The sequence below is a fragment of the Rhodococcus sp. EPR-157 genome (assembly GCF_001647195.1).
Classification (GTDB): domain Bacteria; phylum Actinomycetota; class Actinomycetes; order Mycobacteriales; family Mycobacteriaceae; genus Rhodococcoides.
This window is the reverse complement of the sequence record NZ_LVCV01000638.1, coordinates 1-20,971: the sequence shown is the minus strand read 5'-3', so window position 1 is coordinate 20,971 and position 20,971 is coordinate 1. Positions and strand designations below refer to the sequence as shown.

General features: G+C 64.0%; 21 protein-coding genes, 1 pseudogene and 1 riboswitch. Of the genes and pseudogenes, 8 read left to right on the top strand and 14 right to left on the bottom strand.

Annotation, left to right across the window (positions count from 1 at the left end):
- Positions 1-565, top strand: a pseudogene (locus A2J03_RS27125) (D-alanyl-D-alanine carboxypeptidase family protein); the annotation flags it as partial.
- Between the two features lie 4 nt (positions 566-569).
- Here A2J03_RS27125 and yhjD read toward each other — a convergent pair.
- The 9 genes from yhjD to A2J03_RS27080 form a co-directional block, all read right to left on the bottom strand.
- Positions 570-1,595, bottom strand: a complete 1,026-nt coding sequence (gene yhjD, locus A2J03_RS27120) for an inner membrane protein YhjD (protein ID WP_068380540.1) — start codon at positions 1,593-1,595, stop codon at positions 570-572.
- A gap of 53 nt (positions 1,596-1,648) precedes the next feature.
- Positions 1,649-2,689, bottom strand: a complete 1,041-nt coding sequence (gene trpS / locus A2J03_RS27115) for a tryptophan--tRNA ligase (RefSeq protein ID WP_082898121.1) — start codon at positions 2,687-2,689, stop codon at positions 1,649-1,651.
- A 45-nt stretch (positions 2,690-2,734) separates the two neighbouring features.
- Positions 2,735-3,580: an exodeoxyribonuclease III gene (locus A2J03_RS27110; RefSeq protein WP_197480998.1), complete on the bottom strand. Its 846-nt coding sequence runs from the start codon at positions 3,578-3,580 to the stop codon at positions 2,735-2,737.
- 16 nt (positions 3,581-3,596) lie between these two features.
- Positions 3,597-4,520 (bottom strand): membrane protein insertase YidC, encoded by a 924-nt coding sequence (gene yidC / locus A2J03_RS27105; RefSeq protein ID WP_068380558.1) that lies wholly within the window; start codon positions 4,518-4,520, stop codon positions 3,597-3,599.
- An 81-nt stretch (positions 4,521-4,601) separates the two neighbouring features.
- Entirely contained in the window at positions 4,602-4,913 is a 312-nt protein-coding gene (locus A2J03_RS27100) for a DUF6412 domain-containing protein (protein WP_231912732.1), read from the bottom strand.
- Between the two features lie 65 nt (positions 4,914-4,978).
- On the bottom strand, positions 4,979-5,266 hold the full coding sequence (locus A2J03_RS27095; RefSeq protein ID WP_068380532.1) for a DUF6412 domain-containing protein: 288 nt from the start codon (positions 5,264-5,266) through the stop codon (positions 4,979-4,981).
- 60 nt (positions 5,267-5,326) lie between these two features.
- Positions 5,327-6,865, bottom strand: coding sequence for a DUF4153 domain-containing protein (locus tag A2J03_RS27090; RefSeq protein ID WP_082898120.1), 1,539 nt, complete (start codon positions 6,863-6,865; stop codon positions 5,327-5,329).
- 128 nt (positions 6,866-6,993) lie between these two features.
- Complete coding sequence (locus A2J03_RS27085; RefSeq protein WP_231912731.1) at positions 6,994-7,980, bottom strand: HAMP domain-containing sensor histidine kinase; 987 nt, start codon at positions 7,978-7,980, stop codon at positions 6,994-6,996.
- Positions 7,977-8,651 (bottom strand): response regulator transcription factor, encoded by a 675-nt coding sequence (locus A2J03_RS27080; RefSeq protein WP_068380530.1) that lies wholly within the window; start codon positions 8,649-8,651, stop codon positions 7,977-7,979. The genes A2J03_RS27085 and A2J03_RS27080 overlap by 4 nt, the downstream gene beginning before the upstream one ends.
- Positions 8,652-8,812: 161 nt before the next feature.
- Between A2J03_RS27080 and A2J03_RS27075 the strand changes: the two genes are divergently transcribed.
- Entirely contained in the window at positions 8,813-10,879 is a 2,067-nt protein-coding gene (locus tag A2J03_RS27075) for an ArnT family glycosyltransferase (RefSeq protein WP_082898119.1), read from the top strand.
- 129 nt (positions 10,880-11,008) lie between these two features.
- Positions 11,009-12,046 carry an iron-siderophore ABC transporter substrate-binding protein gene (locus tag A2J03_RS27070; RefSeq protein WP_068380527.1) on the top strand — a complete coding sequence of 346 codons (1,038 nt, stop codon included), beginning with the start codon at positions 11,009-11,011 and terminating at the stop codon, positions 12,044-12,046.
- Here A2J03_RS27070 and A2J03_RS27065 read toward each other — a convergent pair.
- Entirely contained in the window at positions 12,043-13,398 is a 1,356-nt protein-coding gene (locus A2J03_RS27065) for an MFS transporter (protein ID WP_231912730.1), read from the bottom strand. The genes A2J03_RS27070 and A2J03_RS27065 overlap by 4 nt on opposite strands.
- Before the next feature lie 237 nt (positions 13,399-13,635).
- A riboswitch (SAM riboswitch) is annotated at positions 13,636-13,764 on the top strand.
- 174 nt (positions 13,765-13,938) lie between these two features.
- Between A2J03_RS27065 and A2J03_RS27060 the strand changes: the two genes are divergently transcribed.
- Together A2J03_RS27060 and metX are read left to right on the top strand one after the other, a co-directional pair.
- Complete coding sequence (locus A2J03_RS27060; RefSeq protein WP_082898118.1) at positions 13,939-15,276, top strand: bifunctional o-acetylhomoserine/o-acetylserine sulfhydrylase; 1,338 nt, start codon at positions 13,939-13,941, stop codon at positions 15,274-15,276.
- Complete coding sequence (metX, locus tag A2J03_RS27055; RefSeq protein WP_068380524.1) at positions 15,273-16,430, top strand: homoserine O-acetyltransferase MetX; 1,158 nt, start codon at positions 15,273-15,275, stop codon at positions 16,428-16,430. The genes A2J03_RS27060 and metX overlap by 4 nt, the downstream gene beginning before the upstream one ends.
- A 13-nt stretch (positions 16,431-16,443) precedes the next feature.
- Here the strand turns inward: metX and A2J03_RS27050 are convergent, their stop codons facing one another.
- From A2J03_RS27050 to A2J03_RS27040, 3 genes are read right to left on the bottom strand one after another with little or no spacing between them, the layout of a single operon-like run.
- Complete coding sequence (locus A2J03_RS27050; RefSeq protein WP_068380509.1) at positions 16,444-16,719, bottom strand: DUF3017 domain-containing protein; 276 nt, start codon at positions 16,717-16,719, stop codon at positions 16,444-16,446.
- Positions 16,720-16,723: 4 nt separating this feature from the next.
- Complete coding sequence (locus A2J03_RS27045) at positions 16,724-17,590, bottom strand: bifunctional methylenetetrahydrofolate dehydrogenase/methenyltetrahydrofolate cyclohydrolase (RefSeq protein ID WP_197480997.1); 867 nt, start codon at positions 17,588-17,590, stop codon at positions 16,724-16,726.
- 37 nt (positions 17,591-17,627) lie between these two features.
- Positions 17,628-18,236, bottom strand: coding sequence for a pentapeptide repeat-containing protein (locus A2J03_RS27040; protein WP_068380502.1), 609 nt, complete (start codon positions 18,234-18,236; stop codon positions 17,628-17,630).
- A gap of 33 nt (positions 18,237-18,269) precedes the next feature.
- Here A2J03_RS27040 and A2J03_RS27035 point away from each other — a divergent pair, with 33 nt between their 5' ends.
- Positions 18,270-18,734, top strand: coding sequence for a tRNA (cytidine(34)-2'-O)-methyltransferase (locus A2J03_RS27035; protein WP_197480996.1), 465 nt, complete (start codon positions 18,270-18,272; stop codon positions 18,732-18,734).
- Here A2J03_RS27035 and A2J03_RS27030 read toward each other — a convergent pair.
- Entirely contained in the window at positions 18,731-19,651 is a 921-nt protein-coding gene (locus tag A2J03_RS27030; protein WP_082898117.1) for a DUF4349 domain-containing protein, read from the bottom strand. The two genes, A2J03_RS27035 and A2J03_RS27030, sit on opposite strands and share 4 nt — an antisense overlap.
- A 237-nt stretch (positions 19,652-19,888) precedes the next feature.
- Between A2J03_RS27030 and A2J03_RS27025 the strand changes: the two genes are divergently transcribed.
- Both A2J03_RS27025 and A2J03_RS27020 read left to right on the top strand, forming a co-directional pair.
- Complete coding sequence (locus A2J03_RS27025; protein ID WP_068380542.1) at positions 19,889-20,365, top strand: DUF6764 family protein; 477 nt, start codon at positions 19,889-19,891, stop codon at positions 20,363-20,365.
- A gap of 153 nt (positions 20,366-20,518) precedes the next feature.
- Positions 20,519-20,971 (top strand): cbb3-type cytochrome c oxidase subunit I (locus A2J03_RS27020; protein WP_197480995.1); only part of this gene is annotated, 453 nt, incomplete at its 3' end.

Here is a 20,971-nt window from a genome sequence, read left to right as displayed (position 1 = left end):
CTTCCGCACGGCCATGCAGAATCCGACATTTGCGGAGCTCATCTCGACCGAGACCGTGCAGTTCCCCGGATTTCCGAAGGACCCTGCCATTCCCGACGATATGGATCGTCCTGGCTTCACTCTGTCGAACGACAACCAGCTTCTCTACAACTACGAGGGTGCACTCGGCGGTAAGACCGGATACACCGACGACGCCCGACAGACGTTCGTCGGCGGGGCCGCCAAAGACGGTCGGCGCCTCTCCGTCACGATCATGCTGGGCGACGTCCTGCCCGTCCGACCGTGGGAGCAGGCCGCTCGGCTCCTCGACTACGGTTTCGCGCTCCCGCCAGGCACGAGCGTGGGCACTCTGGTCCAGCCCGAGTCCGTAGGCGAGGTGACGAGAACGCGTACCGCTGCACCCACCCTTGCGTCTCCCCCGAGCGCGACGTCCGGGTCCAGCGAGCGCGAATCCGCACTCGAATCCGGCGGTGACACCGCAATCCGCGTGGGAATCGGAATCTTCGGCGCACTCGTGGTGCTCGGCTTGCTGCTGTGGGCCCGTCAGCTGAGCCGAAAGCGCTGATCGGTCAGCGTCTTCGTCCCAGAAATCCCAACCCGATCGCTGCAAGTGCACCTGCTCCGACGAGCGCGATTCCTTCGCCGATACTCGGACCGTCGTTGACTTCGAGGCGAGTGGTGATGACTGCCGGTTCCGGTGGCGGCACGAACGCCAACGCCATGCTTTCGCGAGTGGTCGCAGCGAAAGCGGTGGCGAACAACACGAATCGTGACGTCGTGAACACGAACACCAGCAGGCCGATGATCGGACCGAACACGACCCCGGCCGGACCGTTGGTCACGGAGCTCAGGTAGATCGCCGCGATCTGCTTGAAGATCTCGAAGCCGACGGCCGCTATCAGCCCACCCCTGACTGCGCTTCGGAACGGGACCGGTTCGCGCGGAAGCCGCGAAATGACCCAGGTGAACACCGCCCACGTCGCGACAAGCGCCAACAATACCGAGACGATCCGCAGCAGCACACCGACACCAGGTGCTTCGTCCAGTTTCAGCAGCCGCAGAAGAGACTGCATGACGGATCCGCCGTTCAACGCGGAGAGCCCGAGGGACAACGCCATCGCCAGACCGAGACCGAAGAGCGCGGCCAGATCCTTGAGCTTCGTCGTTACGAAGCCGCCACGCTCGTGAACGGACTCCCACATGGCGGTGAGCGCCTCCCGAAGATTCGCGATCCATCCGAGACCTGCATACAACGCGCCGAGCAAACCGAGGACGCCGACGCTTGTCCTCGACTCCACCGCGGTGTCGATCAGCGAATTGATCGTCTCGCCGAGACTTCCCGGAACGTTCTGTGCGATCTGGTCTCTGATCTGATCGAGCCACTCGGGCTGCCCGGCCAACACGAAACCAGCGGCGGCAAAAGCAACCATCAGCAGCGGAAACAATGCAAGCACACTGAAATACGTCATGCCCGCGGCGTAATAGTCGCCCTTCTGTGCCTGGTACCGCGATGCGGCACGGACCGTGTGATCGAACCACGGCCACTTCTGCCGACGGTCCTGCAGTATTGCGCCGAAGTCAGGAACGTCAATCACTCCTAAAAGTAGGCCCTTGCTGTCGGTCCCCCGGCAACCAGTATGAGCTGTTCTCAGGGAAGCGGGGCCAAGAACCCCACCCGGTCGTACACCTGCGCCAACGTTCGTGACGCTACCTCCCGCGCCCGATCCGCGCCGTCGGCGAGAATGCGGTCCAGTTCGGGGATATCGGCCATGTACTCGTCGACGCTGGCTTTGAGCGGAGTCACGAACTCTGTCAACACATCTGCTGTGTCGGACTTGAGGTCCCCGTAGCCCTTGCCCTCGTATCCCGCGACGAGGTCCTCGATGGACCGATCCGACAGCGCGGACTGGATCACGAGAAGATTGCTGACGCCCGGCTTGTTGGCCGGATCGAACACGATGTCACGTTCGTTGTCGGTGACCGCCGACCTGAACTTTTTCGCCGTCACCTTGGGGTCGTCGAGCAAGTTCACGATGCCGGCCGGGTTGGAGCCGGACTTGCTCATCTTCGACGCGGGCTCCTGCAGGTCGTAGATCTTGGCAGTGCCCTTGATGATGTGTGCGTCCGGAACGACGAATGTCTTCTTGAATCTGGTGTTGAATCGCTGCGCAAGATCGCGGGTCAACTCGAGGTGCTGACGTTGATCCTCACCGACCGGCACAAGGTTGGGCCGGTAGAGCAGGATGTCGGCGGCCTGCAGAACCGGATAGGTGAACAGACCGACCGACGTCTGGTCGCGCCCTTGCTTGGCAGATTTGTCCTTGAACTGGGTCATACGTCCGGCTTCGCCGAAACCGGTGATGCAGTTGAGAACCCACGCGAGCTGAGCGTGCTCGGGGACCTGACTTTGCACGAACAGCGTCGAACGCTTCGGGTCGATACCGACGGCCAGGAGCTGCGCTGCCGCGATCCTGGTGCGATGCCGGAGCGCTTTGGGATCCTGCGGCACCGTGATGGCGTGTAGATCCGGAATGAAGTAGAACGCGTCGTAGTCGTCCTGCAATGCCACCCACTGACGCACGGCACCCAGGTAGTTGCCGAGGTGGAACGAGTCCGCCGTCGGCTGGATGCCGGACAGGACGCGCTGGCGCGGTCCCTGTGGTGCGTCGGTAGGAGAAGAGGAAGACATGCTCATGATCTTTTCACGACGCGGCAACGTCTTTTCTTCCAGGCTCTAGCGGTAGCGGACCGTCACCGGAGCGTGATCGGACCAGCGTTGGTCGTAGGCCGCGGCGCGCTCGGTGACGGCGTCCTTCGCACGATCGGCGAGCGCCTGCGTCGCGAGTTGGTAATCGATCCTCCACCCCGCGTCGTTGTCGAAGGCCTTGCCGCGGTACGACCACCAGCTGTAGGGACCCTCGACGTCGGGATGCAGGTGGCGGACCACGTCCGTCCACTGGCTCTTCTCGGCCAGGAGAGCCGACACCCACGCGCGCTCCTCGGGCAGGAACCCCGAGTTCTTGCGGTTGGTCTTCCACGCTTTGAGGTCGTTCTCGGTGTGAGCGATGTTCCAGTCCCCACCGACGACGACGTCTCGATCCGCGGCCTTCGCGGCTTTGGCGACCTTGGCGAGGTACTTCGCGAACGCCGCCATGAATCGTTCCTTCTCGTCCTGACGCTCGGTGCCTACCTCCCCCGAAGGCAGGTAGAGGCTGGCCGCGGTGACGTCACCGAAGTCCGCCTCGATGTAGCGGCCCGATTCCTCGAACTCCGCGGCGCCGATCCCCACCCGCACGGCGTCCGGCGCCGTACGGGAGAGAATCGCAACACCGTTTCGACCCTTGGCCGACGGTTCCGCCGACGCCAGATGCCAGCCCGCGTCGAGTGCCGGCGCGAGAGCCTTGGTCAACTCTCCGTCGTTTGCACGCGTCTCCTGCAGGCAGACGACATCTGCGTCTGTTGTCTCCAACCACGGCAGCATCCCTTTCCTGGCAGCCGCGCGAACTCCGTTGACATTGACTGTGGACACGGTGATATGCACGCACAGCACCGTAGTCGACGGCACCGACAGCCCCGACATCACACAGCAAGCAGGTTCACCGGCGACGCTTCGGTTTGGCTCCCGGCTTGGGAGCGGTCACCCGCACTTCGGGTTTCGACGCACGTTCCTCGTGCGCTGCGCGTGCGTCTTCTTCGTCGATGCGTCGGTACACCAGGTGCTGTTGAGCGTATGTCCAGATGTTGTTGCTCACCCAGTACAGCAGCACCGCGATCGGCAGGACCGGACCGCCGACGAGCACACCTACGGGAAACACCCACAGCATCAGCCGATTCATCATGGCCGTCTGCGGATTGCTCCGCGCGACGTCGTCCTGGCGAGCAATGGACGCGCGTGCATTGAAATGCGTAGCGACACTTGCCATCACCATCAACGGAATCGCCACCAGCGCGATGGTCACTACCGTCGGAACTCCACCGAACGGGGCGAACGAATCCAACGTGTCCTGTGAACTGCTGATTGCGGCCGAAATGGGCGCACCGAACAGGCGAGCGTCGAGAAACGACTGCACATCGTCCACCCCGAAGAAGTAGTTCGGGGTGTTCGCGTTGTCCTGCGCAGACATACCGAGCTGGCCGAACCCGGTGGCCGTACGGTTGAACGATCTCAACACGTGCAGCAGACCGATGAACACCGGTGCTTGCGCAAGCAGCGGAAGGCATCCGAGCAACGGATTGAACCCGTGCTCCTTCTGGAGCTTCTGCATCTCGCTGGCCTGCTTGGCCCGGTCACCCTGATACTTCTTCTGCAACGCCTTGATCTCGGGTTGCAGCTTCTTCATCGTGAGTTGTGTCCGAATCTGCCGGACAAAGGGCTTGTAGAGCGCCAACCGAAGCGTGAACACCAGAAACACGACGGCCAGCGCCCACGTGATCCCGTTGTCCGGGCCGAGGACTGATCCGAAGATCGTGTGCCAGATCCACAGAATTCCGGACACGGGGTAATAGACGAAATCGAGCACGAGAAGCACCTCTTGGAAGTAGTCGGTCGAATGGATCTGCTCGACCGGCGACGGCGCCCGGAGTTCGGGTCGCGGGACCGGTCAGAAGACCGATCCAGGTGCTCTCGGCATAGGGCGCCCCGGTGCGTCGGGACGGTATTGGCGACGGAATCCCCCGCGGAGGCGTCGTTCCTCGGCGGGTGGGTGCGGACGCGGTGTCCTGGCAACGATAGTCGCCGACGGACCGAGAACGCCGAGAACGACGAGGGCGGAGACTGCAAGCCCTAGAAGAGCCAGATGGACGGTCGGCTGGTCGTCGACGACGACCACGACGAGCAACAGCGCTGCGACGAACAGTGCCGCCAGCGCCGTCAGGGTACGACTGGTGCCTACGAACGAACGTGGGTGATACACGAGAACTCCCGGAGTGCGGACTGACGATAAACGAACGGTCCGGGGGGAACTCGGGTGTTACCTGATCAGAGCGCCCCCACCAGAGCACCGGGAGCACGAGGCATGGGACGGCCTGCCTCGTCGGGACGTTCCTGCCTGCGGAACGCGCCGCGAAGACGCTGCGCGCCGTCAGGGCCGTATGCGACGCCGAATACCGCACGCAGCAGGTCTTTCCGGCTTCCCAGGGCCACGACCGTCACGACGAGCGCGGTGACCACGTAGCCGAACAGGGCTGCTGTGCCGGCGGAATCGGGGACAGCGGCGAGCAGGGACAGGACAAGGAGGTACGCCGCGACGAGATGGATGTATCTCATGGCATTCTCCTCGCGATCGATGACGTTCCCGGTTCACCTTATCGCAGGGCACCCACCCTCTCAGGGCATCGCTGCACAGGTGGCCGTCGGACGCTGCTCGAGTAGCTCGGATGCGCGCGCGTCGGACACGTTCCATTCCCGCCAACTGCCCGACGGCTCCTCTGCACCGAGTGCGCAACTTCGGTACGGCTCGGGAAGTCGATCGAGTTCGGGTGCCGCATCGCTGGACAATCGCGACAGATACCGTGTGTCGATCTTCCCGGTGGTCTCGAATCGCTCCACATTGTGCCGCGCGATATAGGCGTCGGGGTTGAGAACCGCCAGACCTAGAACGGTCAGCACCGCACCCGCGCCCACCGCTCGCGGGAGCCATCGTCCCGACATTTTCAGTCCCGTCGCCATGACGAGCAGAAACACCGAACCGAGCCACAGTTCGACCGCGGTCACGAACAACCGCAGGGTCGTGTATCCGTACTGCTGTTCGTACAGGGACATCCGATGAAGCGCAGACGCCACCACGACGAGCGACAAGGTGCACAGCAGACCCAGCAAGATCCGCAGCGCCGCGCGATCGACCACAGAGGCTCTCGACGCCTTCCCGATGACGATCGCGATCACGAGCAACGTCAAAGCCGTCACCGCGAGCAGTTGCCAGAATCCTTGGCGGGCGTACTCGGCGTTCGTGAGCCCGTCGGTGACCAACACGTGACTTTGGCCGCCGAACAACGAGCCGATCTGCACGCCTACGAATCCTGCGAACACAGCGACGAGTGCCGCCAGCGGAACGCCCCACTCCCACAGCCGAATCGACCTCGACGACGGCCGAGCCAACCTGTCGAACCGTGGACGATTGACCACGACGTACGACGCGGCGAGCACTCCACCGGCCACCAGCAGAAAGACCATGACTCGTGCTGCGGCCACACCTGGATCCCATTCCGGTGCGACCTCGTCGACGAGCCTTCCGAACGCGGGATCGGCGCCGGCGAACAGCGCAGCGAAGACTCCGACAACCACGATGGTGACGACCGCCACCGCTGCGACCCGGCCGAAATGCACCCGACCCGTGTCCAGGCGCCGGATCCCGTGGGAGGTCCAACGCACCGTTCTGTACATGACCAACACCGGAGTCATCACCCCGAGCGCTGTTCCCCTCCAGGTCCACGAACCCGACAGCACTGCGCCTGCGACGAACACCGCCAACCACATGGACATCGTCACCAACCACCCGGCCGATCGGAACACGGCAACCGAACTGAGTGCGAGGACCGTCAGCGCCCCGGCAGCGTGCCACGTCGTCGTTCGTTCCGGGCGAACGCACGCCACCGCCGCGAGGATCGCCACCACAGTGATCGGATAGCCGATGCCGGTGCCGGACAGCATGACCGAGCCGACGACACCCGCCAACAGCGCTCCGAACAATGCATGCCGGGGAGCGGCAGCATGACGCACAACTGGCCAGACCCTGGCAGGCCAGGGTGAACAGCGGTGCTGCTGGACAGGCACTTTCAGACTCACGGCCGGTACGGGACTATCGGACGGTGCGGGACGATCGGACGGTGCGGGACTTTCGGCGACAGCCTTTTCAGTGGCGCTCATCGATGAACCTCTCTATGAGTATCGTCTCGGCCGGATTCGGACCGACACGTCTTCCGGGCAGGACTGTGTTTCGGGCAGGGCAAGGACCGACGTCACGCAAGCGTGCGTCGAAGGAAAGCGTCGAGGATCTAAGAGTGCGGGATCTGCACCCGGATATGGCAACCCGGGGTCCGGTCCAGCACCTCTATCGTGCCGCCATGCAGCTCGGTTGCCCACCTGGCGATGGCAAGCCCGAGACCGGTACCGCCGTCCACTGCGCCGCCGCGAGTGAACCGATCGAACACCGAGAAGTGTTCTGCACGAGCAATTCCGGGACCATCATCGACAACTTCCAGTCGCATTCCGCCCGCTACGGAATACGCCGACATAGTCACTTCGCTGCCTCGCGGGGCGTGCCGGACGGCATTGTCGATGAGGTTGGTGACGACCTGAGTGAGCCTGGACCGATCTGCCGACACCTCGAGATGCGGTGGCTGCACGTCGATTCGGACGCACTGATGCTCCGAGGTGACCGCTTCGAGGAATCCGCGAACCCCGAAGCGTTCGGGACGCAGCGGGAGCACTCCCCCTTCCAATCGTGACAGGTCCAGCAGTTCGGTCACCAGATCCCCGAGCTTTTCCGTCTGCTTCAGCGCAATTGCGAGAGTGTCCGGTTCGGGTTCGGTGACGCCGTCCACCATGTTCTCCAGAACGGCCCGGAGCGCGGCGATCGGTGTCTTGAGTTCGTGCGAGACGTTGCCGATCAGTTCACGCCGATATGTATCGGCCGCCTCCAGATCGGTGGCCATGGTGTTGAACGCCTCGGCGAGTTGGCCGATTTCGTCGCGGGAGGTGGCACGAACCCGCGTCGAATAGTCCCCTCTCGCCATCGCTTTCGCGGCCGACGTCATTTCCCGTAGCGGTGAGGTCATGCCGTGCGCAAGTACCTGCGTCGCAGTCAACGACATGACCAGCGCGGCGAGCAGGGAGTACCGGAACTGCCAGCCTGCGCCGATCCAGACCACGACGCTGGCGACCACGAGCACGATGCCCACGATCAGCGACACCTTGAGCTTGAACGACCCGAGCGGGTCGAGAGGGCGAGGAAGCTTGCGCACCGCGTCGGAGAGCCTCACCGCGGCACATCCAGCGCATAGCCGACTCCGTGTACCGTGCGGATCAAGTCGCCACCAATTTTGCGTCGCAACGCTTTCACGTGACTGTCGACCGTTCGACTGCTCGCCGAATCCTGCCATCCCCAGAGCTCGGCCAATAGAGTCTCGCGGGCGACGGCCGCCCCCGGACGACCAGACAAGTAGAGCAGGATGTCGAATTCGGTTCTAGTCAGATGTATTTCGCCATCGATGCCGGATACTCGCCGAGCGTGATGATCGATCGTGATGACACCGAGCTTCGTCGAGGACGATTCGAGCAGAGCGCTGCGATCCGCTCGCCGCACCAGAGCGTGTACGCGTGCGACTAGTTCTCGCATGCTGAACGGCTTGGACAGGTAGTCGTCGGCACCGACGCCGAGGCCGACCAGCATGTCGGTCTCGTCGGACTTGGCCGTCAGCATCAGCACCGGGACAGCGCGGTCGGCTTGAATCCGACGGCAGACTTCCAAGCCGTCGAAACCGGGCAGCATGACGTCGAGCACCACGACGTCGGGCCGAACGCGGCCGCACACCTCGACGGCCGAAGGTCCGTCGGACGCGGTGACCACGTCGAAGCCCTCGCCGCGTAGGCGCGCGGCGACGGCGTCGGAGATCGTCGGTTCGTCGTCGACGACAAGAACGGTGCGGTTCATGCATCTGACCCTAGAGGGAGCCCATGGAGGAGTCGGACAGGAATTGTGGAGGTTCGGTGAAGATCCTCGGGGCAGCTCCCAGCAACATCACAGCCTGCGCCCAGCCGATCCCACGGTTTCCCCTACACGCTCGTGCGGACGCAACGAGGGAGAAGACTGTAATGACTCAAGTGGACACCGACCACTCACAGGCCGAAGAGAGTCCGCGGCCGTTGGCGCGCAACAAGTATCGACTCGGTCTCGCCGCCTTGCTGATCGCAACGGCAGTTCTCTACCTGTGGAATCTGACGATCAACGAATACGCCAACACCTTCTATGCGGCGGCAGCTCAGGCCGGATCACAGAACTGGAAGGCCATGTTCTTCGCGTCTCTGGACTCGTCGAACTTCATCACCGTCGACAAGCCACCCGCGTCGATCTGGGTGATGGCGCTGTCCGTGCGAATCTTCGGATTCTCGAGCGCAGCTGTCCTGGTGCCGCAGGCACTGATGGGCGTCGGAGCCGTAGCTCTGGTGTATGCCGCGGTCAAACGCGTGAGCTCTCCCGGCGCCGGACTGCTCGCCGGAGCGGTATTGGCTCTGACTCCGTCCGCCGTGCTGATGTTCCGCTACAGCAATCCCGATGCTCTGCTCACCCTGCTCATGACACTGGGCGGCTACTTCGTGATCCGCGCGATCGGCACCGACATCGGGCGACGCGCCGCAGGATGGCTTGCACTCGCAGGCGTGGCACTCGGATTCGCATTTCTGACCAAGATGATGCAAGGCCTGCTCGTGCTGCCTGCATTCGGCCTGGTCTACCTCGTTGCCGGTCGGTCTCGACTGATCCCGCGACTGGTGCATCTGCTCGGTGCGGCAGCAGCACTGGTGGTATCGGCTGGATGGTGGGTTGTGGCCACCATCGTGTGGCCCGTCGATTCGCGCCCGTACATCGGCGGCTCGACGGACAACACCGTCATGGATCTCGTCCTCGGCTACAACGGGCTCGGACGCATCTTCGGCCAGAGCCTCGGAGGCGGCGCATCAGGAAGCGACATGACCGGAGGCATGCCGAGTGGTATGCCGAGTGGTATGCCCGGCGGCACGATGCCCGGGGGCATGCCCAGCGGCATGGGAGGTCCCGGCGGTGGCGGCGGCATACCGGGCTTCGGCAGTTCGACGGGTCTCGATCGCCTGTTCAGCGGCGAAATGGGGTTCCAGATCGCGTGGTTGATTCCAGCGGCACTGATCGCACTGGTTCTTAGATTCATCGCCCGCGGCAAAGCCCCACGTACCGACCTGATTCGCGCGTCACTGATCCTCTGGGGTGGTTGGTTCCTCGTCACCGGGCTGATCTTCAGTTACATGTCGGGAATCGTCCACGAGTACTACACCGTCGCACTCGCCCCCTCGATCGCAGGATTGGTCGGCACCGGCGCCTACGCACTATGGATCGAACGCGATCGACTGTGGGCTCGTCTCGGGTTGTCGTCGATCGTCCTCGCTGCAGGAATATCCGGATGGGTGCTGTTGAACCGCAACTCGACCTGGCTTCCCGCGTTGAAGTGGATCGTTCTTGTCGCAGCGATTGCGGCGGCTGTCGGTCTCGCGCTGCTGGCCGTCGACCGGGTCCGGAAGCTGACGGTCGCCGTGGTGACGCTAGCGGTTCTTGCCGGCCTCGGAGCTACCGGCGCCTATGCCGTGGCCACCGTAGGGACTTCGCACACCGGGCCGGTCCCCAGCGTCGGACCTGCAGGCAGTGAAGAGAGGGGCGGCATGGGCGGCATGGGCGGTCCAGGAGGAATGCCGTCGGCTCCGACGGGCGGAAACGGTTCGGACGCATCGGATGCAGCTGCGCCGCCCACCGGAAGCATGGGCGCACCCGGAAGCATGGGCAGACCGGGAAGCATGGGCGCACCCGGAAGCATGGGCGCCACCGATCCCGAACTCGTGTCGCTTCTGCAGAACGCCGACAACCGCTGGGCGGCGGCGACAGCCGGATCCATGTCGGCCGCCGAGATCGAAGTTGCCTCGGGAACCGCAATCATGGCCATCGGAGGGTGGAGCGGCGACCCCGCTCCGACGATGCAGCAGTTCCAAGACTGGGTGGCCGCGGGAGATATCGGGTACTACATCGCCGGCGGTATGGGTGCGCCGGGGAGTAACTCGGAGATCTTGGCCTGGGTCGAAGCCAATTTCACCGCACAGACCATCGGATCGACGACCGTGTACGACTTGGATCCGAGCTGATCGGACCACGTCGCGACCACGTAAAGGTAGCTCCACGAGAATGAATGAGGGTCGGCTACCCTAAGCCGGACGGGGCGGAGCCTGCGGGAGACGCAGGCTCCGCCCACACTCTCCTCGAAAGGGCCCTTCATGGTCGGAACCACGCGATCGTCTCGGTACGCAGCCGTAGCCGTTGCGGCGGCTTTGCTCCTCTCTGCCTGCTCCAACTCGTCCGACGACACTGCCGACTCCGGTAGCGACACCGGTTCGGGCGGCGCCTTCCCCGTCACCGTCGAGCACGCGTTCGGCGAGACCACCATCGACGCCGAACCGACGCGCGTCGTCGTCGTCGGATACACCGAGCAGGACACCCTGCTCGCCCTCGGTGTGAAGCCGGTCGGGGTCACCGAGTGGTACGGCGAACAGCCGTACGCGACGTGGCCGTGGGCACAGGAAGCACTGGGCGATGCGACACCCGAGGTGCTCAGCGCCGACGACGGATTCCAGTACGAGCGAATCGCGGCTCTCGACCCGGATCTGATCATCGGCACCAACGCCGGCATGGACGAAGAGAGCTACACCACCCTGAGCGACATCGCGCCGACACTCGCCCATTCCGGTGACTACACCGGATTCTTCGAGCCGTGGGATGTACAAGCCACGAACATCGGTACCGCGCTCGGCAAGAAGGAGGAAGTAGAAGATCTCATTGCGAGTATCGACGAGCAGTTCGCCGCAGCAAAGACCGAGCATCCCGAGTTCGTCGGGACGAAGGCCGTCTTCCTGCAGAACGCGTTCTACGACGGCGCAGCGATCGCGTACCAGGATGGGCTCAGCACCGATTTCATGACCGATCTGGGCTTCGTAGTTCCGTCGGAGATCGACGCGTTCGCACCGCCCGAGGGCGGCGGGCAGGCAAACATCCCGCGTGAAAACCTGTCGGTTCTCAATTCTGCGGACGTGCTGCTGTGGGGTACCGAATCACCGGCGGATCGCACTGCTCTCGAACAGGAGCCGGTTTACCAGAACCTGGACGCGGTCAAGGACAACAAGCTCGTCTTCACCGACGGGGTCACCGCGGGCGCGATCTACTTCACCAGCGTGCTCAGCCTTCCCTACGTGATCGACAAGCTGACTCCCGCGTTCGCGAGCACCCTTGCGGGCGACGGCGCAGCCACCACAGGCTAGACACATTCGCCGAAATCGAGGTTGTGCGTCGAATCGGACGACATTCGCGGCATAACTTCGATCTCGGCGGACGGGCGGGAGGTCGAGCGGTGTCCTGCAGCGTTCGCGTCGGCTCGGCGCTGCATCCACATCGCGGTCGAAAGGACAGCGAGGCCGGCTACCGCCAGGACCGCACCGACCGCGGCCGGAGCCGTGTAGCCGAATCCTGCAGCGATGACCGCGCCGCCGAGCGCTGCGCCGATGGCGTTGGCGAGGTTGAACGCCGCGTGGTTGAGCGACGCCGCCAGCGTCTGGGCGTCATCGGCGACATCCATCAATCTGGTCTGCAATCCAGGGATCACCGACGACCCTGAAGCACCGATCAGGAACACCAGAATCAACGCACTGACCGGATTGTGCGCTGCGATCACGAACATCGCGAGGAACGCGGCCATCGAGGCCAGACCGACGAATGTTCCCCGCAACTGATAGCGATCGGCCAGCCACCCGCCGACGTAGTTGCCCGCGACCATGCCGAGGCCGTAGATCATCAACGCGACGGGCACGAGCGCACGGGCCAGACCTGCGACGTCGGTGAGCGTCGAGGCAATGTAGGTGTAGACCGCGAACATGCCGCCGAAGCCCACCATGCCGACGAACAACGTCATCCACACCTGCCCGCGACGCAGGGCCCCGAGTTCGGTGATCGGATTGGTCGTGGGCATTCCGTCGAGACGAGGCATCCACACGATCAGCGCAGCCACGGTGAGCGCGCCGATCACGGCGACGACGGCGAAGGCACTTCGCCACCCGAGCGCCTGACCGAGCCACGTTGCGATCGGTACACCGACGACATTGGCAATCGACAGACCCATCATGACCATGGCAACGGCTTTGGCGCGTTTGCCGGGCTCGGCCAGATGTGCAGCTACGAGAGCCGCGATCCCGAAGTACGCGCCGTGCGGCAGACCGGCGACGAATCTCGATGCCACCAGCTCACCGAAGCTCGGTGCGAACACTGTGCCGAGGTTGCCGAGCGTGAACGCCACCATCAGCACGATGAGCAACGCTCGCCGCGGAACTCGCGCGGCGAGTGTGGCGATCGCAGGCGCACCGACGACCACACCGAGCGCATACGCCGAAATCATGTGTCCGGCGGACGGCTCCGAGATGCCCATCGTCTGCGCGACGTCCGGTAGCAGCCCCATCGATGCAAATTCGGTGGTACCGATTCCGAAGCCGCCGATCGACAGCGCCAGCATGGCCAGACGCCTGCGGGTCGAGAGCGGTCTGTGACTGGCGCTCGGCCCGTTCGACACCCTGTCGCGCACAGCGCTGACATTCTTGGCGAAAGCCGAATCGGTGACAGTCACAGCAGAACAACCTTGTCTAAGTCGGGGCATGAAAAAGGGACGAACCCAGTAGGGAACGTCCCTCGGATCGATTGTCATCCCGGATCCACGTGGATTTCGGACAGATCGACGGTGATTGTCCTCACCTCACTCGATGCCGCCGAAGGATGACCATTCCACTGCAGGTCACAGCGCCGAGGCGACTACCGGTGGTGTCGTTGTTTCCTGATCTACCCGTCCCCGCTAGGATTCACGCCAGGTCATGAGTGCCAGCATCGAGCCCCGGCTTGCTGGCCGGCAACCCTCCAACCGCGGTGGGGTGCCCCGGGTGAACGACCGGGTTAGTCGGCTACACGAGAACGTGTAGCCGGAGAACAAGCGCGGGTCCGCTCGAATTGGTTTCTTTCGTCGGCGGACCCACTGACGGAGCACGCCGGAATGCGGCGTGCCCGAGGAGGAGGTCCCCCATGTGTTGTTGTCTCGATACATCCCGCCCCGGCTTTCCCGCCGAGAGCCGATTCGAACCCTGACACATTCTTCGAAGACGGAGTTATCAACACCATGACCGACAGCACCCCTGACGTCGTAGACGCAACAGGCACCCCCATCGAAGATCCCACCGCATCGTGGAGCTTCGAAACCAAACAGATTCATACCGGGCAGACTCCCGACGGCGCCACCAAGGCGCGCGCGCTCCCGATCTATCAGACCACGTCGTACACGTTCGACAACACCGATCACGCTGCTGCTCTGTTCGGGCTTGCCGAGCCCGGCAACATCTACACCCGGATCATCAACCCGACGCAGGACGTCGTCGAGCAGCGCATCGCGGCGCTCGAGGGCGGCGTCGCGGCGCTTCTGGTGGCGTCGGGGCAAGCGGCGGAGACCTTTGCGATCCTCAACCTCGCCGAAGCCGGCGATCACATCGTGTCGAGCCCGCGGTTGTACGGCGGAACCTACAATCTCTTCCACTACACCCTTCCCAAGCTGGGCATCGAGGTCACGTTCGTCGAGGATCCCGACGATCTCGAGCAGTGGCGGGCCGCGATCAAGCCGAATACGAAGGCGTTCTACGGCGAAACGATCTCGAATCCGAAGAACGACGTCTTCGATATCCCCGGCATCTCGGCGGTCGCGCACGAGCAGGGAATTCCGCTCATCGTCGACAACACGGTCGCTACCCCGTACCTGATCCAACCGCTCGCGCACGGCGCCGACATCGTGGTGCATTCGGCTACCAAGTACCTCGGTGGGCATGGCACCGCGATCGCAGGAGTCATCGTCGACGGTGGCACCTTCGACTGGACGCAAGGGCGCCACTCGAACTTCACCACCCCGGACCCGAGTTACCACGGTGTGGTGTTCGCCGACCTGGGCGCGCCTGCGTTCGCGCTCAAGGCACGGGTCCAGTTGCTGCGCGACATCGGCGCAGCGGTGTCTCCGTTCAACGCGTTCCTGATCAGCCAGGGCCTGGAAACACTCAGCCTGCGGATGGAACGACACGTCGAGAATGCGCAGAAGGTCGCGGCGTTCCTCGAAGCTCGTGCCGACGTCGAATCCATCAACTACGCAGGCCTGAAGTCGTCGCCGTGGTACCAGCGCGGGCAGGAGCTCGCGCCCAAGGGACAGGGCGCGATCATTGCCTTCGAATTGACGGGCGGAGTCGACGCAGGCAAGAAGTTCGTCGACGCACTGAGCCTGCACAGTCATGTGGCTAACATCGGTGATGTGCGTTCACTGGTCATCCACCCCGCGTCGACGACTCACTCGCAGCTGACACCCGAGGAGCAACTCGCCTCGGGAGTCACTCCGAGACTGGTCAGGCTCGCCGTGGGCATCGAGGGGATCGACGACATTCTGGCCGATCTCGAACGCGGATTCGCAGCGGCGGCATCTTGACCATCGGCTCTGTGCACGACGTCCGTCCGGCGGCGGGATTCCCGCCGCCGGACGGACGGCTCGGCAACATCGACATCGGCCCACTCGCATTGGAAAGTGGCGCCACGCTTCCTCAGGTGACCGTCGCGGTGCAGCGGTGGGGCGAGCTCGCACCGAATCGCGACAATGTCGTGCTGGTGGAGCATGCTCTGACCGGAGACTCCCACGTCAGCGGTCCGGCGGATGCCGACCATGCTCTGCCCGGTTGGTGGAACGGGATGGTCGGCCCCGGCGCACCGATCGATACGGACGAGTGGTGCGTCATCGCGTCGAACGTCCTCGGCGGGTGCGGCGGCACCACTGGCCCCAGCTCTCTCGCTCCCGATGGCAAGCACTACGGCAGCAGGTTCCCGGAGATCTCCATCCGCGACCAGGTGGCGGCGGAGGTTGCACTCGCCGACGTCCTCGGGATCGAGCGCTTCGCGGCGGTGGTCGGTGGATCGATGGGCGGAATGCGGACCCTGGAGTGGATCGTCGGCCACCCCGATCGAGTGGGCGCGGCGCTCGTCCTAGCCGTCGGTGCCCGCGCGACGGCAGATCAGATCGGTACTCAGACGACCCAGATCGACGCCATCGTCTCCGATCCGGACTGGCAGGGCGGCAATTATCACGGAACCGGCCGAACTCCCCGAACCGGACTGAAAATTGCTCGACGCATCGCGCACCTGACGTATCGCACCGAGAGCGAACTGGATCTGAGGTTCTCCAACTCCGCTCAGGCGGACGAAAACCCCTGGAACGGCGGCAGATACGCAATCGAGAGCTACCTGCAGCATCAGGCAACCAAACTGGCCGACCGATTCGACGCCAGCACGTACGTCCTGCTGAGCGAAGCGATGAACAGACACGACATCGGACGAGGGCGGGGCGGTATCGACGCAGCACTCGCGCTGGCAACCGTGCCCACCATCGTCGGCGGAGTCGACTCCGATCGGCTGTATCCGCTGAGACAACAGAAGGAGATCGCTCGGGGCCTACCCGAATGCCGCGGTCTCGAAGTCATTCAGTCCAGAGACGGTCACGACGGTTTTCTCACCGAGGCCGGAGCGGTGGCTGCCCTTCTCGGCGAGACGATGGCGCACGCCCGGTCCGCTCGTGTAGAGCGGACCGTCTGACACGTACGTTCGATCAATCCGTGCCGAGCGGGTCGATCGACGACGACAGAAAGACGATGGCGCCACCCACCAGCGCCAGCGCCGACACGTCGAAGGCGCGCCCGCGCACCGCCAGCAGGCCGACGCGATTCTCGGGCAGACACAACCGAAATCCCGCGGCCAGGATCGTCGCAATCCCGAGAACGAACGATCCACGGCGCCACCGATCCGCAACAACGAGAACCAACGCCCCTGCGATAACGACGAGTACGGCCAGCAGGGGCAGGTTCTTGCGGATCTGATTTCGCATCGGATCAGACCGCAGTCCGCGCCAGCAGATCCCGTTCCGCTCGCTCCACCACGTTTGCGAGTAGGAAAGCGCGGGTGAGTGGTCCGACGCCTCCAGGATTGGGTGAGAGGAACCCAGCGACGTCCGCGACATCCGCCGCAACGTCCCCGCGCAAACCGTCGTCCGTTCGGGTGACTCCCACGTCGAGAACGGCCGCGCCCGGCTTGACCATGTCAGCTGTGACGATTCCCGGCACTCCTGCCGCCGCGATGACGATGTCCGCGCGTTTCACCTCGGCGGCCAGGTCTGTGGTGCCCGTATGACACAGCGTGACGGTCGCATTCTCGGATTTGCGAGTCAGCAGAGGACCGATCGGGCGCCCCACGGTGACACCGCGGCCGATGACCACGGCATGAGCGCCGGCGATCGCGACGTCGTAGCGCCGCAGCAGGTGGACGATTCCACGCGGAGTGCACGGGAGCGCAGCGTCTTTACCCAACACCAACCGGCCGAGGTTGATGGGGTGCAAGCCGTCGGCGTCCTTGTCGGGGTCGATGCGTTCGAGCGCAGCATTCTCGTCGAGGTGCTTCGGTAGCGGCAACTGCACGATGTAGCCGGTGCACGCTGGATCCGCATTGAGATCGTCGATGACGGCGTCCAGATCGGCCTGGCTGATATCGGCTGGAAGGTCGCGTCGGATCGAAGTGATCCCGACCTTCGCGCAGTCGTTGTGCTTGCCACGCACGTACGCGGCCGAACCCGGGTCATCGCCGACCAGCACGGTCCCCAATCCCGGAACGATGCCGCTGGCGCGCAGTGTCTCCACTCGCCGGGTCAGGTCGACGAAGATCTCGTCACGGGTGGCTTTGCCGTCCAGAATCGTTGCAGTCACATCGACATTGTTCCAGGGCGGCATCGCGACAGGTTCGTCAACCCTCGACGAACAGCCCGTGCGCCTGCGCGTACGCCACCGCCTGGGTCAGCTCGATCTTCGCTCCGGTGAGGGATGCGGCGACCCACAGGTTCACGTCGGCACGCGCGCCACGCAGGTCCGCGTTGTCGAGTCTCGCTCCGGTGGCCCGGGCACCGGACAGATCGACCGATGTCAACACGGACTTGCGGAGGTCGGTGTCCACCAGATTCGCCTCGACCATCCGACAGCCGCTCAGGTCTACTCCACGGAGGTCCGCGCCCCCTATTCCGACGAGCGTGAAGTCGACCTCGTCGTATGTCGCCGGCCGCATACGGCAGTCGTCGAAGGTGGACCCGATGAACGTGGACCGGCGAAAAACGCTGTGCTGAAGATTCGTCCGGGTGAACGTGCACGACCTGAATGCCGAGTCGACGTGGACCGATTCGGTGAGATCCGTCCCGGTGAAGTCACATTCGGTGAACACTACGGACGTCGTCTTCACACCACTGAGGTCGGCGTCACGGAAGTTGCACGCCACGTAATTGCGCCCGCTCCACTGCTGCTGGTCGAGCTGGGCGTCGGAGAAATCCTCGCCGACAATCTGTTCGTCGTCCACCTGCACCATCCTTCCTTCGGCGGTGATGGCAGAGTGAGCCGGGTGTTTCGACTCATGTTCTTCGAGCCCCGGATTCCGCAGAACACCGGCAACGCCATCCGCCTCGTCGCAGGTACCGGGTGCGAGCTCCACCTGGTCGGCCCGCTCGGCTTCGACATGTCCGAACCGAAACTCAAGCGTGCAGGGCTGGACTACCACGACCTGGCGTCGGTGACGGTGCACGAGAATCTGTCGGCGGCATGGGACGCGCTCGAACCCGATCGTGTGTTCGCTTACACGGCACACTCGACGCGGTTCCACACGGACGTGAACTACCTCCCCGGCGACGTTCTGCTCTTCGGGCCGGAACCCACCGGCTTGCCCGAGAACGTGTTGAACGATCCACGCGTCACCGACAAATTGCGCATCCCGATGATCCCGGGTCGACGTTCCCTCAACCTCGCCAACGCTGCAGCCGTCGTGATGTACGAGGCGTGGCGTCAGCACGGATTCGAGGGCAGCGTCTAGGCCTGTGCATCCTTGGCCTCGTTCGGTTCCCCTGCTTCGTCCGCTTCGTCCAGCCCGCGAGCCGGTGCGCTGGACGTCGGGTGCGTCCTTGCTCGTACGATACGAACGACGCCGTACACCAGCCCGGCACCGATCACGAGCGCACCGACCCACGGGATGGCGCGCCCGAGTGCGACGACGCTGCCTCGGAGTGCATCCAGCAACGAGTTCCACCCCGCCACCAGGCCGTCCAAGAAGCTGTCGGGGCCAGGAGACGGCGTCACGTCGTCGGTACTGAATTGCACAGTGATGGTGGACAAATCCACCTGATCGGCCAAGTAGTTCTTCTGGGACGTCAGACTGTCGAGCTCACCCTGTCTGCTGGACAGCGCCGACTCCGCCTCGATCAGGTCCGCGGTGTTGGTGGCGCCTGCGATGAGGGCTCGCAGCCGATCGACCGAGGACTGCAGCGCCGCGATGCGAGCATCGAGATCCTGGTACTGCATCGTGACATCGTCGCGGCTGATGCTGACGCTGGTGACCTTGCCGAGCGCTTCGATGCGGTAGACGGTTCCGGTGAGTTCGGAGGCCGGAATGCGGGCGGTGAGGGAACTGCTCGCGGGCGAATTGTCGGTCTCCGGATTCTCGGTGCGATTGTCGATGCGCCCGCCTGCCGTCTCCACGATGCCGACTGCATCGCGTGCGGCCTGCACGGGATCGGCGGCGGTCACATAGATCTGGCCTGTCACAACCTCTTTGCGCTCCGCAGGCTGCGGAGCCTGATCGCGGACGACACTCCCGGCCTCGGGAGAGAATTCCATACCCGAGGCCGGCATCGACGAGTCGACGGCAGGCGCGTCGGCGGTGCCGTTCGAACCACTACAACCCGCGAGAAAAAGGAAGATCCCGGCCAGTGCGGCAATCAGACAGCGCTTCATCTTCGGAGATGCTAGAGCAACTGGGTGCCCGAGGAGGAGCTGTGACGTGGGAACGTCGAATTGTTACATCTATAGGGAAGATTCACTGATGACCTCCGGTCGGAACCGGGGTACGGTGTGCCGCACCGACACAATTCGTTTCCCTGAAGGAGCCCCCTGTTGTTCTCCGCTTCGCCCTCGTTCTCCACGCTCGTCCGCTCCGCCCAGGATGGCTCCTTCCACCGCATCGGTAGTCGAATCACCCGCACCGCAGCGCTTTTCGTCATCGGCAGCGGTATCGCAACTGCCGGCATCCTCGGGACAGGCGTTGCCTCGGCCGCGCCGGTATCCTGCGTGTCCCCTCCGTCGGCAAACGACATTCAGGTCGACGGGACGGCGAGCTGCGGCGCCACTGCGGCCGACGCGGCACGTGCAAGTGCCACCGCCACCGACAGCGGCACCGCCGTCAGCGTCGCCGAGGGTGCGGGCAACACCTCGACTCTCGCAACGGGCTACGGAACTGCTCTCGGCGCGTCGCGCGCGGGTGGTACTGCGTACGCCGGTGCACTGGGCGGAGGCATCGCACACTCGTGGGCCGACAACGCAGATACCACCATCGCCATCGCGGGCTGGGGGTCGGGCGCGACCGCCGAAGCCGCCGGTGTCGACTGCGTCGGGCAATGGTCGCTCGCTCTGAATCTCTCGTCCGGCCAGTTCTGCGCATTCGGCAACTGATCCCGCTCGCACTCTTCGGCCCTGCCGCTCGGTTTCTCGAACGGCAGGGCTGAAAGGCGTCGGGTCGGTGAAACCGCCGCAATCTACGACCAAAGGTAGTAACTCGAGCCTTCTCCGGTTTACGATGTCCCCACCGCATCCCCAGGAGGATCAGTGACTGCCCTAGCGCCTAGGCCGACTCCCGCTGTTGCAGCGGCGAGACCTTTTCCGCCGCGGATGGGACCGAAGGGTTCTTTTCTTCACAAGGCGGTGACGACGACTGATCCCAAGATGTTGGGGATCATGTACATCACAACGTCTATTGCGTTCTTCCTCATCGGTGGGTTGATGGCGTTGCTGATGCGCGCGGAGCTGGCTGTGCCGGGGATGCAGTTTCTGTCGAACGAGCAGTACAACCAGCTGTTCACGATGCACGGCACGGTCATGTTGTTGCTGTATGCGACGCCGATCGTGTTCGGGTTCGCGAACTACATTCTTCCGCTGCAGATCGGTGCCCCGGATGTGGCGTTCCCGCGGTTGAACGCGTTCTCGTACTGGCTGTACCTGTTCGGTGCGTTGATCGCCTCGGCCGGCTTCATCACTCCCGGTGGTGCTGCTGATTTCGGG